Source organism: Moorena sp. SIO3A2 (genome assembly GCF_010672265.1).
GTDB classification, from domain to species: domain Bacteria; phylum Cyanobacteriota; class Cyanobacteriia; order Cyanobacteriales; family Coleofasciculaceae; genus Moorena; species Moorena producens.
The window spans coordinates 54,604-67,589 of sequence record NZ_JAAHHC010000023.1 but is presented as its reverse complement, the minus strand read 5'-3'; the positions used below and the strand labels follow the sequence as shown (position 1 = coordinate 67,589).

General features: G+C 43.3%; 12 protein-coding genes and 1 pseudogene. 9 read left to right on the top strand and 4 right to left on the bottom strand.

Annotated elements, in window-relative coordinates; all coding sequences use genetic code 11:
- Positions 1-265 precede the first annotated feature (265 nt).
- Together F6K64_RS23335 and hpsJ-B are read right to left on the bottom strand one after the other, a co-directional pair.
- Positions 266-1,165 carry a glycosyltransferase family 2 protein gene (locus tag F6K64_RS23335; protein ID WP_287251762.1) on the bottom strand — a complete coding sequence of 300 codons (900 nt, stop codon included), beginning with the start codon at positions 1,163-1,165 and terminating at the stop codon, positions 266-268.
- Positions 1,166-1,217: 52 nt separating this feature from the next.
- Entirely contained in the window at positions 1,218-2,036 is an 819-nt protein-coding gene (gene hpsJ-B / locus F6K64_RS23330; RefSeq protein ID WP_008178528.1) for a hormogonium polysaccharide biosynthesis protein HpsJ, read from the bottom strand.
- Positions 2,037-2,463: 427 nt separating this feature from the next.
- Here hpsJ-B and pgl point away from each other — a divergent pair, with 427 nt between their 5' ends.
- The 9 genes and pseudogenes from pgl (at position 2,464) to F6K64_RS23285 (ending at position 11,611) form a co-directional block, all read left to right on the top strand.
- Positions 2,464-3,186, top strand: a complete 723-nt coding sequence (gene pgl / locus F6K64_RS23325) for a 6-phosphogluconolactonase (protein WP_008178529.1) — start codon at positions 2,464-2,466, stop codon at positions 3,184-3,186.
- A 293-nt stretch (positions 3,187-3,479) separates the two neighbouring features.
- The gene (locus tag F6K64_RS23320; protein ID WP_008178531.1) at positions 3,480-4,367 is read left to right on the top strand and encodes a double zinc ribbon and FHA domain-containing protein; all 888 of its coding nucleotides are present in this window, start codon (positions 3,480-3,482) and stop codon (positions 4,365-4,367) included.
- A gap of 272 nt (positions 4,368-4,639) precedes the next feature.
- Positions 4,640-5,053, top strand: a complete 414-nt coding sequence (locus F6K64_RS23315) for a hypothetical protein (protein WP_008178534.1) — start codon at positions 4,640-4,642, stop codon at positions 5,051-5,053.
- A gap of 259 nt (positions 5,054-5,312) precedes the next feature.
- Positions 5,313-5,783 (top strand): annotated as a pseudogene (locus F6K64_RS39055) (IS1 family transposase); the annotation flags it as partial.
- A gap of 536 nt (positions 5,784-6,319) precedes the next feature.
- Positions 6,320-6,796, top strand: coding sequence for an FHA domain-containing protein (locus F6K64_RS23305; protein WP_229414261.1), 477 nt, complete (start codon positions 6,320-6,322; stop codon positions 6,794-6,796).
- Between the two features lie 894 nt (positions 6,797-7,690).
- Positions 7,691-8,242 carry a sterol desaturase family protein gene (locus tag F6K64_RS23300; RefSeq protein WP_008178542.1) on the top strand — a complete coding sequence of 184 codons (552 nt, stop codon included), beginning with the start codon at positions 7,691-7,693 and terminating at the stop codon, positions 8,240-8,242.
- 145 nt (positions 8,243-8,387) lie between these two features.
- On the top strand, positions 8,388-9,011 hold the full coding sequence (locus tag F6K64_RS23295; RefSeq protein ID WP_008178544.1) for a Crp/Fnr family transcriptional regulator: 624 nt from the start codon (positions 8,388-8,390) through the stop codon (positions 9,009-9,011).
- Positions 9,012-9,307: 296 nt separating this feature from the next.
- Positions 9,308-11,002, top strand: coding sequence for a cyclic nucleotide-binding domain-containing protein (locus F6K64_RS23290; protein ID WP_008178547.1), 1,695 nt, complete (start codon positions 9,308-9,310; stop codon positions 11,000-11,002).
- A gap of 273 nt (positions 11,003-11,275) precedes the next feature.
- Positions 11,276-11,611, top strand: a complete 336-nt coding sequence (locus F6K64_RS23285; protein WP_008178549.1) for a DUF8822 family protein — start codon at positions 11,276-11,278, stop codon at positions 11,609-11,611.
- Positions 11,612-11,836: 225 nt separating this feature from the next.
- On the opposite strand, the gene rpsN is transcribed toward F6K64_RS23285, so the two are convergent.
- Both rpsN and nth read right to left on the bottom strand, forming a co-directional pair.
- Complete coding sequence (gene rpsN / locus F6K64_RS23280; RefSeq protein WP_008178551.1) at positions 11,837-12,139, bottom strand: 30S ribosomal protein S14; 303 nt, start codon at positions 12,137-12,139, stop codon at positions 11,837-11,839.
- Between the two features lie 57 nt (positions 12,140-12,196).
- Positions 12,197-12,913: an endonuclease III gene (gene nth / locus F6K64_RS23275; RefSeq protein ID WP_008178553.1), complete on the bottom strand. Its 717-nt coding sequence runs from the start codon at positions 12,911-12,913 to the stop codon at positions 12,197-12,199.
- Positions 12,914-12,986 lie beyond the last annotated feature (73 nt).

Genomic DNA, 12,986 nt, shown 5'->3' with positions numbered 1-12,986 from the left:
ATAGGGTTATTACTGGCATGAACTAACATCAGACCAGCTTTTTCCCTTTGACCAGATCAATCGGTATTATTCTTTACATATTACCAGAGATAGATTAACAAAGATAGAGAATCGGAATTGACACTCACCGGTGATTAGACGCGGGGATTGCTGCTACCCAGTTTTACTATGAAATGTTTGATTTATCAGTTAGTTAGCCAATTCAGTTAGTTAGCCAATGGTATAGTAATCTCTTTGATTCTACCCTAATCTGACATCAAGACTACTAGGATGAGGATGAAGTGACCTGGGTAGCATCAGAGTCTTTTGAGCCTTGGGAAGTTGAGGACATGACACGGCTACTGGGAGGGTGCATGGGATGCTTGAGTTCCCAAAGTTTGACCAATATCAGATACTCATAAAATGCTTGTAAGGTACACCAGGTAAACCCGGCTTGACCATCCAGGAAGCCTCCCAGTAGGAAATACATGTATATAAAACGCAATACAGGTCGCCAGGGCAAGCGTAAGGACAAGTTTTTGAGGGCACGGCGTCTTTCTACTTCCGAACGCCCAAAAAATAGGTCTGCCCACTGAACAGTTCCTTGGTCCAACTGGCGCAAGGTTTCGAGGGCTTCGTCGCTAGAGTAGCGATTGTGTTTATCAATCCAGCGGGTAAATCCCTTACTGTTGGTGTAGTGAGGATATGTTTCTTTGATGAAACCAGTCGGTCCATCACATACTTCCCGTTCCGTATGACCATAATCATCAAACCAAACATTGTCCTTACGAAACAGCCGTAGTTGGTAACGGGGATACTGAGTAGAGTAGCGAATCCACCGATTCATGAACATGACCCGCTCAGCAACGTAATAAGCCACATGCTCCTGTCCTTGTATTGCTCCCTGGCATTCGGCAAATAACTCAGGGGTCATGCGTTCATCAGCTTCAAGGATATAGACCCATTCGTACTTGGTGGGGACTTCCTTGAGCATCCAGGTGCGCTGACGTCCGTGACTTTCAAAGGCGTGCTGCACAACTCGCACCGGATACTGACTAGCAATTTCTACAGTGCGATCGCTACTGATTGAATCTACGATCATCACATCGTCCGATAGTAGGGCTGACTCGATACAAGCAGCAATATCTAGTTCTTCGTTGTAGGTCAGGATATAGATCGAGAACATGTCTTGGGGATCATCATCAAAAATCTGGTCAGGGTTAAAAGTCTCTACCCTACTAAGCTTGTCCACGACGGGTTACTGGTGTACTTCCCAACCCGCGCAATCCGGTCCAGCCAATGGCAATATAGCCAATTGCTAGGAGTAAGCTACTCAGACCAGTTTTAATGCCCAGTTTGAAAGCTTCAGTGGTGGCTCGTTTCTCTAGTTGAAGTTTCTGACTACGGATTTGGTTAATATTCTGCTCTGCTTCTTGATTGAGTACGTCAGGGTTTTCCTTTATTGCCTGCAATTGTTGTCTAACTCTGTTAGCCTGAGCTTTGGCTTGCTCAAGCTGTTGTGCTGGAATCCTACCACTTTTAATGGCTGCATCTAAATCGGCGAGTCTCTTTTCTACCTGGGCTATACCTTGAGGACTTTTGAGAAGTTCAGTGACTTGCTGAGTGCGGTTTTCCAGTTGAACTTCGGCGGTCTTGGCTCTTTGGTTAATTTGTTCTAGAGCCTGGGAACTTTGCAAACGAAGGTTATTGAGATGTAGGGGTACCATTAGCAAAAAGACCAACCCTAGAAAACTAGAGAGACACAGCACCCAAAATCGGAGATCTTGAACCGAAGATTTTGGCTGTGTGGTAGCGGTAGCAGCACTTTGAGCAATCCAATATCCAGCAAATAAAAACCCAATGCCGACCATAGGGATAATGCCTCGGTCAACAACTTGGGTAGCAAAGTTCAACTGCCACTCTGGCTTTAACAGGCTAGCTCCCTGTGAGGGAATTGCCAAAATGATGTAATCCAAAAGAGAGGAAACGATCATTATCACCCCGACAACCTTAAGAGTCAGAGCAGTAAACGAGGAATAAACAGAATTAGTATTCATGGGCTATGAAGCGCGATTATTAGATTAACTTAATCATCGAATTTAGTACTTGAATGATTAATTCCTCCTCAAATTACTGGCTTACTAGTTTTTGGAGTAGTTTTTGGAGTACTCACTCAAGTGTAAAAATAGAATAGCACGAAGGCCAACCATGGCGCTTTGCCCATATTAACCTATGGCAATCAAGAATCCTAACTCCAACATCCTAGCTGGTGTTAAGTTTTAGAGGGGAAGTCCCGCGCTCTACATTTTAGGTGAGCGTCACCAGCCTTAGCCATTAACCATTAACCATTAACCATTAACCATTAACCACTAATCAAGGTGTTAGGATAATTCGTGGTATTCTTCCTTAATCAGGTAAAGCGATCGCACAATCGCTGATTAACGGTAGTCTTGTGGATGTAGTGTTCCTCGGCAGACAGGTTTTATGAACAAAGTGGTTGAAGTTGTACCGGATAAAGAAGCTTTGATTAGGCGAGCTGTTGATGTTGTCCTCAGTAAAATCGAAGGAGCAATCCAGGCTAACGGTCGCTGTACCATTGCCCTTGCTGGCGGTAGCACCCCCAAGCCTTTATACGAAGCGATCGCTACCTTTGACCTTGCCTGGAATAACATTCATGTGTTTTGGGGTGATGAACGCTATGTTAGTCCCGAGCACCCGGATAGTAATCAAAGGATGGCTCGTCTGGCCTGGTTAGACAAAGTCGATATACCAGAGGCTAACATTCACCCCATGCCCACCGATGGCTCTAGTCCCACTGCTGATGCCGATAAACATCAAGCTCAACTGTATGAGTTTTTTGGCATACCAGTAGGAGAGTTTCCTCACTTTGATGTAATTTTGTTAGGCATTGGTGATGATGGCCATACTGCCTCCCTATTCCCCCATACAGAGGCTCTGCAAGTAAAAGACCGACTAGTTACAGTTGGCAACAAAGATGGTCAACCACGAATCACCTTTACGTCGAGCTTGATTAACCATGCCAACTGCGTTATGTTTCTGGTTGCTGGTGCTGGCAAAAGAGCAGCCTTGGCTCAAATATTTGCCCCCGAAGCTGATCCACAAACCTATCCAGCTCGGTTGATCCAGCCCCAAGGAGAACTTTGGTGGCTTCTAGATGAATCAGCAGGTCAAGATTTGAAACATTGACAAGCGCGGAAGTGTCAAGTGTGAACGATTAAGTGCGAAACAGTAACTTCAATCAAGTCTATTACAAGTGGGGCAGGACGTGTTCCTGACAAGAAAACGCGCCATGATGGAATCCAGTTATTGATAGTTCTATCACTAATAGTACCTCGTTCGCGCAGAGTCTCCAAAGGAGAAAGGAGTTCTGGTAGCCTTAAGAGGTGCATTAAGCCTACACTTGCCCGATCGGGAAGTGTATGATCGTCACATTATCTGAAACTAGATAATAGCTGTTAAAAATAATAAATTAAAGTTCTATGATTGTTTGCCCTAACTGCAATCACCAAAATCCGGAAGGGGCTACCCAATGTGAAGCCTGCTACACTCCCTTACCTTCCACTACCAGCTGTCCTAACTGTGGTGCAACAGTTCAGACTGACGCAAGCTTCTGTGGTCAGTGTGGATTTCACTTGAATGTGGGTGCCAATATGGAGAAAGGGGAGAAATCAGGGTCAAACTCTACCCCAGAGATACCCGACTTGGTATCCCCAGACCCACTTATTGAACCTATACCCATGGCTATGAATACTCAAGTCCCCGATCCAGCATCCAATCCTATCAGTTCTGATGATGCTGAATCTACCACCCCTATGCCAGCTACGGTCGTTAATCCAGCCCTCAACTCAGAAGCATTTCAACCGCAGAATCCTGACTTAGAAACCCTGCCATTGCCGCTACCTACCGTTGGCAATTTAGGGTTTTCTCAGGAAGAATCTAGCCAAAACTCGCCATCACCGTCAATACCAGAAGCTGACTTAGAGAACCCGCCACCGCCCCCTGTACCCAATAGAGGTACTGCCCAAACTCAGTTGCAGGTAATATCAGCTCAACTGCTGCATATGCAAACCAATACAACAATTGAGTTACCGCAGCATATATCGGTGATTCATCTGGGTAAGCCCAATGATAAAATTCCCCCGGATATTGATGTCTCTGGTTTTCCTGACTCAGACATTGTCTCTCGCATTCACGCGGATATCAGAGTGGAGGGGGATACCTACTATATTGAAGATGTAGGCAGCTCCAATGGCACTTATGTCAACCACACGTCTCTAGCACCAGGCAATCGGCATCGGCTAAGAACAGGCGATCGCATTAGCTTGGGGAAAGGTGATAAAGTGACATTTTTGTTCCAAAGTTCTTGAGTTTCCGGTGCTAGGTGGGTGTGACAGCTGGTTGTGCAAAATTGATCTCGGACAAAGCCCCGACCTAAAGCGCTAGCTAGGTCGGGGCAGTTTACTATCGGGGGAGTTTGGCACTGGTTCCGTTAAGCGGGTGGTTGAAAGTCTTGCTATATCTGAATTAGGAGGGATAATAGGTAAGATTTGACCTGTCGCGACTTAGAGGTGAGCAATGGAGTTATTATCCCAAAATTGTCCGTTGTGTGGTAGTCCACAAGTTAAACCCCACGACCGCTATGAGACCCAAAACGGCACACGAACCATCTACCATTGCTTTGAGTGCGATACGTACTGAGCGTGAGACCTTCGCCACCCCCATAGCAGGACTGCGCACCCCCTTAAGTCGCATTATCGAGATTCTCAAAGCCAGAAGCGAAGGGATGGGTCTCCGTGTGGTTCGTACCTTTAACGTTTCCTTGAAAACGGTGATTGATTGGGAAGAACGTTTGGGTGGGCTTAAACCTGTATTGATGCTGTACGCCTTGCTTGATCAGTTTCTGCAACTGGTAATCGTTGGGGATGAACTGTACACATTGGTCAACAAAAACGTCCCACAAAAGCTGAGTGAGGGCTGGACGATCGTCGAGATGGATAGAGCCAGTCGGTTTTTGTGGGAATTACATTGTGGTCAAAAAGAGCAACAACTGTAAGAACCACGCCATCAAGGTGTTAGTTCAAGTTATAGCAGTCGCCAGGGCAGTTAGGACATGACAAAAGTCTCACACCCTTTGTAAGCGATGCAGAGGTGCGACCCGTGGCGAATTTAATTCGCCAACGGAAAGCGCACCTAAGCGGTCTTGGGGGTTTCCCCCACTCGCTATTGCATCAAGAAGCGCAAGAGTTTGACTTCTGACTTCTGACTTCTGACTTCTGACTTCTGCTATATAGAGCAAACCCAAGACCGAGGGCCTGTTTACAGATGGGGAACGCCGCTATGGTAACTTGCTGTTTGAGATTTGCCATGAATTGGTGCGTGATGGCAAGCCGGGTCGTCCACCCAAACGCTTGCCCAAAGGCATACGGGTCAGACTCTTGAATAAGGGAGCCAAAAAGCGGGTCGGTCGTCCTCGCAAGAAGTACCAAGCTCCCGTACCAGAGCATCCGCAAACAAACTCAGAGGTTCCAGAACACGAGAAAAATGCCAATCATATCGATGGATTTAATCCATCGATGCGGCGGCGCAATAGTGCCAATAGGCGTCGAGCCAATACCTATGCTAAGTCCCGTCAACATTTGCTTTGAACCCTGGATGTGTTTTGGGTGGTTCACAATTTTGTTCGGGTACATTTCACAACTAAAGTTGTTCCTGCAGTGAAGTTAGGAATTATGGAAACAGGTCTGTCTTGGTCTGGACTGTTTAGTATTCGATCTGCTCTGTAACCACCTACTAGACAAGGGCTATACCTGTCCCATGCAACGGAACCAGTGCCCCACCTACGCGCCTGTACCTTAAAAACCTGGAATATAGGGTGACCTTCAGAAAAAAGACTCAATAGTTTGAGTTATCTGTGAATGGGTAAAATTCCATAGGTGCGCTTTCCGTCGGCGAATTAAATTCGCCACAGGTCGCACCTGCAGCTACATTGGAGATAGAACTTTTTGTATTGTTCCGGCGCGGAGGGGCATCCCGTGTCGTTAATAAAGCTTATCGAGTATCCGAACGCGCCCCGCGTCGGGCAAAGCCCGATAGGGATAGCTGGAGTTGGTAAGAAGCCCGCGCTGTACCGTGCTTGTCAGCGTCGGTAGTATGTCACTGTTTACAGTAAATTCTATATTAATATAGGTGTGCCTTAATTGGGGTGCATGTCAGTCCTTGCCAATCTAAGCAGATATGACTAACTCTGGCAGCCTTTTTGGCTGTATAAGCAAGGAAATCCCACGTCGTGTCGGTGGGGGATAGTTAACAGTATCAGGCCGTGAGGACAAAATCCTTGAAAGATGTGACACCGGCGATTACCCTAACCCTACTGCATCCTCTCCAGTCTGTGCCTGTTCAAAGTTGGCCCTTTGAAACAGAATCAGTGATTCGGATTGGCCGGTCAACCGATAATCATGTTATTCTCTATAGCGCTGTAGTTTCCCGTCACCATGTAGAACTACGGCGAAATCCTAATGGTTGGGAAATTATCAGTTTAGGTGCCAATGGCACCTATATGGATGGCAAGCGGATTACCCAAATGCCGGTTATCGATGGGATGATTATTCGTCTAGCTAGTTCGGGTCCGAAAATTCAGATTCATATTAATGGAGAAATGCCTTCAGCAAGGCTGAAGACAATTTTGGATAAGCGTGCCTCTGAAGGAAAGCGGAACATCAATTCATTCAATAATACGTTAATAAATGCCGAAAGCACCCAATCCGATCAAACTGAGTCAACTGAAATGGAAGATTGAACTTTTATGGTAATTTATGATAATTGGTAATTTATGATAATTGGTAATTGGTAATTGGTAATTGGTAATTGGTAATTGGTAATTGGTAATTGGTAATTGGTAATTGGTAATTGGTAATTGGTAATTGGTAATTGGTAATTGGTAATTGGTAATTGGTAATTGGTAATTCGTCATTCAAATAGGACTTACCTGAAACTGGGCACTAAATGCGCTTATTTAGTAGGAACCCACGCCGTGGGTTCCTACTAGCTTAGCCAGCTTAATTTGGTGCATTAGAATTATCCTCCTCTTCTTACCATTTAACCTTTTTCCTCTTACTCTCTATTAGACCATGTTTAGCTGGCCACGGGACTAAAAGTAGCGTTACTGGGTCAGTCCTCTCAAAAAACTTTGATAGTTGTGGGATATAATTGTAATTTTTAAAACGAGAAGTCCATACAGACTTGATTTAGCTAATTAAAATTATGGCTAATTAAATTAGCAAGCCCTAGTTAAAGTTAGTATGGTTTTTAATCAAAAAACTGCTTGATATTGGATTCAATTATAGCTCATATATAGACAGATTGATATCCTGTTCGTTTGACTAATGAGCATTGAAAGTTGTTCCTTAATTGTTAAGGGACAATTAACTATTAACTATTAACCGCAAAGGGATATCAATTAATTCAGTAATTCAAATTATATAGCGTAGCGCGTCGTTCAGGAGTGGTACAACTTAGATGAAGTTGAAAAACTAGAAGTCATAAGTCATAATTTTCAAACATTGGCTTAATTGAAACTATTAGATAATATAACGATTATTGTCCAAGAATGATTTAGAATTGCTAGAGTAGCATACCTTCAATAAATAATAAATTTAAGTTTAACCTCTTCTTTGACAAACCTTAACGTTTGTTGACTAAGATCAGCGCATACGAAGAGGAGTTAGATGTGTTTATCATTAAGATATTATTGGTTGCTTTAGTGCAGCTACTACTTGGGGATTTTCTTTCTACTTTTGTGTACCATGTCCCTGAGCACATTTTTGGTAAATTCCATGCCATAGTACACCATAGTAAGAATCGTAGCTTCATTCACTATGCTGTATTAACTAAGAACCCCCTGGTAATCCTTGATGGTTTCGCAGGTGCCTTTCCTTATTTGATGTTTGTGCCTTGGTTCTGGCAGATTTCTCCTCTAGGAACTATCTTGGGACTAGTCTTGGGTGAGCTTCATGTGATCTGGAGGCATGTTTCTGTGATGGAGTGGAAAACTCCCCAGACCCTAGAGCGCCTTTGCAACTTCTTGTGCATTACTACTCCAGAAAAGCATTGGCTTCATCATCAGGATGCAACAGTTGCTTATGGGGATATCTTCACATTTTACGACCAACCAGCACAAGCCTGGTATAGGTTTTTGATGTCAGTTAAGAAGAAATATAAGCTAAGTAGGGAGAAATCAAGTTAGGATGCTGGCTGTTGACTGTTTACTCTTAAGTATATGGTACGGTCAACCCTGGACGGTAAACAGTCAACGGTAAACCAAAACTATTTTGCCTACCCATTATCAAGAGCGTTTAATAGAGCTTTAGAAGCTACAGAACTTATAAACAATGCCTCTAATCCAAAAGGCCTTTCACGGAATATCCCAAGACGGACAAAAACAGCGACAGCGGCTGCGTTGGTATTCAAAGGGGGAAATGATTCCTTTGATTGCACCTGGGATCTGGCAAGTCTGTCAAGGTATTGTTCAACTCAGTAAAATTAACCTTGATGGAGAGGAAGTGCTACTAGGTTGGGCATTGCCCGATACCTCTTTCCGGATTGGGTTGGCTGCTCTAGACACCTATCAGGCTCAAGCTTTATCCGAAGTGCATCTTAAATGGTTTTCGATGATTGAATTGGAAGCGTGCCCTCATCTATCTCATTCCCTATTGAATCAGCTAGGTCACAGGATACAACAGACAGAAGCACTTTTAGCGATCGCTGGACTGCGCCGAGTAGAAGACCGCTTGCAGCAGTTATTATTCTTATTGAAACAGGAAATGGGGGAGCCAGTTCCCGAGGGCACTCGCTTGAGTGTGCGCATGACCCATCAGAATCTAGCTAATGCCATCGGCACCTCTCGGGTCACAGTAACTAAAACTCTAGGAGAACTCCATAACCGTGGTATGATTACATTTGACAGAGACCGTCACATCATTGTCAAACATGGTATAATATGTAATAATCTCTGAAGCTAACTTGAAGCTAGTACTGAGTACTGATTAGTGTAGTGATTAGTGATTGTGTCAGTGTGGCAATGGCTTTTTAGGCTTTGTTGTCAGGTTTGTTGTCAGGTTTTTTACTTGTGCCTGACTCAAAAGTAGTTGTGTTGCTCAAAGCGCTTCATGGTAGCTCGTTCAACGAATTTAACTGGTCTAGGAGTTGCCAGCTGGAAAAGTGGTAAATAGCAACTCTGAGATCTGAATCCTAAAATAATACTAAGATTAAGTGGTATAAATATAGATTCATAGCTGAAAAGCAGTTATTTATGCCTCTTGATCAATTAGTTCCAAAATTCTTAAAAAAATCTCTCTTCCAACTAGGAGAAGTGCCTGTATCTATTTTCACCATACTTCAATTAATCTTTTTATTTTTAATTGCTAAATTTATAATTCAAGATTTCAAAAAATTCCTGAATTATAAACTGCTTAATAAGCTAGTTAATGATCCAAATAAAAGAGAATTTTTATCTAAAATAATTAGTTATGCAATTTTAATCGTATTGGTATATATTATATATTTTATAGGTGGTTTAGATCTAATTAAGTTAACCATTTTTGAAGTAGGTAATACTAAAGTATCTATTAAATTAATAATACAGCTAGTACTGTCTTTAATGATAGTAATTTTTCTGGCTAGTACCCTAAAAAACTTTCTAAAACAAGAGCTACTTCCCCAAATGGGGATTGACGAAGCTAATCGAGCAGTTATCGCTACAATCATCAGTTACGCATTTGGAATATTAGGCATTGTAATTGTTCTGAATAATCACTTTGAATTGGGTTCATTAGCCGTTATTGCTGGTGGCTTAGGGGTTGGAATTGGTTTTGGACTACAGGATATAACTAAAAACTTTATCAGTGGTGTGACATTACTCTTAGAACGAACAATAAGAGTTGGTGATTTCATTGAATTTGATGGGTTATCCGGATATGTTAAAGAAGTCTCCATGCGGTCTACAATCATCCGGACAAGGGAGGGTGGAGATGTAGTAGTTCCTAACTCTCATTTGGTGGAAAACCGAATGCTTAACTGGACTTTTGACAGCTATAAAGCCCGTATACACATACCTGTAGGAGTCGCTTACGATAGTGACCCAGTATTAGTGACAGAAGTCCTGTTAAAATCTGCTTATTTAGAACCATCCGTCTTATCTGAGCCGACACCTAGAGTTCTTTTTAAAGGGTTTGGTGATAGTTCTTTAAACTTTGAACTTCGGGTATGGGTCAATCGAATTGATCAAGAACCTTTTATAAGAAGTTCTTTGAATTTTATTATTGAATATAATTTACGTCAGCAGGGACTCTCAATTCCTTTCCCTCAAAGGGATTTTTGGCTGCGCAACCCTGAAGCCCTGATGGCGAGAGACATTCACCGCGAAAATATTGAAACTATTGAAGAAAATATTGGACAATCAACTCAGCAGCCATTCAAAGTTAAAACACCTAGACCTTTAGCGTTACGTGACTTACTGCGGCAGGTCGATTATTTTAAAAATTTTACTGAATTAGAACTAAGGCAATTAATTGAAATTGGATACCGAAAGCGCTTACGTGCCTCAGAGATTTTATTTCATGAAGGCGACCCTGGAGATGCGTTTTATATTATCCTAGCTGGTTCTGTCGAAGTCTTTGTAGAGAGGATTAACAAAACTCTCAATAATCTTCAGGCCGGTCAATTTTTTGGCGAACTTTCGTTAATGTTAGGCGTACCAAGAACAGCATCAGTTAGAGGGTTAGAAGAGTCACTACTATTTGTAATTAACAATAAAGGTTTTAAACAACTATTGAAGGACTATCCAGATCTATCGGAGATTATTGTCCAGGAATTAGGCAAGCATCAGGAAGAATTAGCTGAGCGACAAAAACAGATGCGGAAAATGGGTTTGTTGGATGCGGCAGAAGATGACAAAAATCTTCTAGTTTGGGTTCGCAAGCGAGTCAAGAGACTATTTGCTCTTTAATAGCAGGATCAGTTTGTTTAGTATTGATACTAAGTTGCGGTCAAAGGTAAAACTTTCTCTACCCCCAATCTCCCAATCTCCCAATTTCCCAATCTCCCTATCTCCCTATCCAAGCAATCGACTATCTTTGAATCCAACTTGGTATGAGTGTTGAGTATGAAGTGTTGAGTGTTGAGTGTTGAGTCTTGAGTGTTAAGTGTTGAGTGTTGACAGTATCATAGAATCAAAGGTCAACAGAAAACTATTTAGCTTAGCCGTCATTAAACCTTATTTATGGCTAAACCGAAACCAATTCCAGCGATTACTCTGCCACCGGCTGCAAATCCTCAGCAGGAAGGTGAATGGTTACGAGAAACTCTTGCGCAATGGCTAGATCAAGAGTTTCTCCCAGAAGCAATTAATCAAACGATTGCACAACGCGCCGCCCAGATTTTCGTCCGTCAACGGATGGAGGGAGAAAATGATTTGGGTTCACTTGTGATTGCTATTGTTACAGAAATGCAGGCGTTTGACTTTCGAGAAAGTTTTTACGGGGAATTTGCGATCGCTAACGCTGTCAGTGACCTACTCTTAGAAAGTCTTGGCATTGATCGCTGTTGTGGCCAGTAGAGGTTTCAGGTTTCAGGTTTGTTTGCGTAGCGTGGCCGCAAGGCCAAGGTTGAAAGTTTCCAGAGCGTCATGCAAGGGTCGGTTTAAGCTCAAGGGAGAGTAGCTATGCTCCTCTTCAGTAGGAAAACCCGAAGGGTAGACTACGGTAAGTCAGAAAATCTTCTACCCTGCAACCTGTTAACCTGCAACCTGTAACCTGCAACCTAAAACCTGCAACCAGTTAACCTACCAGCTTGATTTAACCACACCTGGCAATAGACCTTGGTGCGCCCATTCCCGCAAAACATGGCGAGATAGTCCAAAGTCTCGGTAGTAACCCCGAGGACGCCCTGTAACCCAACAACGGTTCCGCACACGGCAGGGGGCGCTGTTGCGGGGGAGCTGTTGTATTTTCCGGTGGATCTCTAACCTTTCTCGTTGAGTCGCAGCATTTTTAAACTCTTCCTTGAGCGCCTCCCGCTTAGCTGCGTACTTCTCTACCATTTTTTTGCGCTTTTTTTCGCGCTCAATCATTGATTTTTTAGCCATTAATTCTCGAAACTCTATCTAAAAGAAGACACTGCCTTTTTATCTTATCCGATGAACTTAATCAGAGGCTGGTACAGTAGCGTTAGTTTTCCAGCTCTGTGTTGTAGTAGTCGTTTTCTCAGCCAGATCTGCACTGGCACATAAATCCGCCAAAACACAAGCATCACAATCAGGTTTTCGGGCTTTACAAATTGCCCTACCATGATAAATCAGCCGAATCGACCAGTTTTCCCAATCCTGCTGGGGCAAAAGCCCCATTAAATCTCGCTCAATCCTGATGGGATCTTTGTGTTTTGTCAATCCTAAACGCTGACTGAGGCGCTTGACGTGAGTATCTACAGTGACTCCCTGGTTAATACCATAGGCATGGGCAAGTACGACATTGGCGGTTTTACGAGCAACTCCAGGCAACTTGAGGAGTTTGTCCATTTGTTTCGGTACCTGACCACCGTATTCCTTAACAATCATGCGGCAGGCACCTTGAATATTTTTTGCCTTATTGCGATAAAAGCCAGTAGAGCGCACTAAAGTTTCCAAGACTTCTATATCAGCACTAGCGATGGCCACAGCATCAGGAAACTGGCGAAACAACCCCGGTGTTACCTGATTCACACGTTCATCAGTACATTGAGCTGAAAGAATGGTTGCCACCAGTAACTGTACTGGTGTTTCGTAATTCAGTGTACAGGTGGCTTCCGGATAGAGTCGCTTAAGGCGAATTAGAATCTCTAGGGATCGTTGCTGCTTGGCAGACCATTTACGGCTAATACTCATGGGTTGGAAGGTTGGAAGGTTGGAAGGTTGGAAGGTTGGAAGGTTGGAAGGTTGGAAGGTTGGAAGGCTGGAA

What these genes read in the sequence shown, in the direction of transcription:
- F6K64_RS23315 (WP_008178534.1), top strand. Translation starts at nt 4,640, where the DNA reads ATGAGACCCAAAACGGCACACGAACCATCTACCATTGCTTTGAGTGCG.
- nth (WP_008178553.1), bottom strand. Translation starts at nt 12,913, where the DNA reads ATGAGTATTAGCCGTAAATGGTCTGCCAAGCAGCAACGATCCCTAGAG.
- F6K64_RS23295 (WP_008178544.1), top strand. Translation starts at nt 8,388, where the DNA reads ATGCCTCTAATCCAAAAGGCCTTTCACGGAATATCCCAAGACGGACAA.
- hpsJ-B (WP_008178528.1), bottom strand. Translation starts at nt 2,036, where the DNA reads ATGAATACTAATTCTGTTTATTCCTCGTTTACTGCTCTGACTCTTAAG.
- F6K64_RS23290 (WP_008178547.1), top strand. Translation starts at nt 9,308, where the DNA reads ATGCCTCTTGATCAATTAGTTCCAAAATTCTTAAAAAAATCTCTCTTC.
- F6K64_RS23320 (WP_008178531.1), top strand. Translation starts at nt 3,480, where the DNA reads ATGATTGTTTGCCCTAACTGCAATCACCAAAATCCGGAAGGGGCTACC.
- rpsN (WP_008178551.1), bottom strand. Translation starts at nt 12,139, where the DNA reads ATGGCTAAAAAATCAATGATTGAGCGCGAAAAAAAGCGCAAAAAAATG.
- F6K64_RS23285 (WP_008178549.1), top strand. Translation starts at nt 11,276, where the DNA reads ATGGCTAAACCGAAACCAATTCCAGCGATTACTCTGCCACCGGCTGCA.
- pgl (WP_008178529.1), top strand. Translation starts at nt 2,464, where the DNA reads ATGAACAAAGTGGTTGAAGTTGTACCGGATAAAGAAGCTTTGATTAGG.
- F6K64_RS23335 (WP_287251762.1), bottom strand. Translation starts at nt 1,165, where the DNA reads ATGTTCTCGATCTATATCCTGACCTACAACGAAGAACTAGATATTGCT.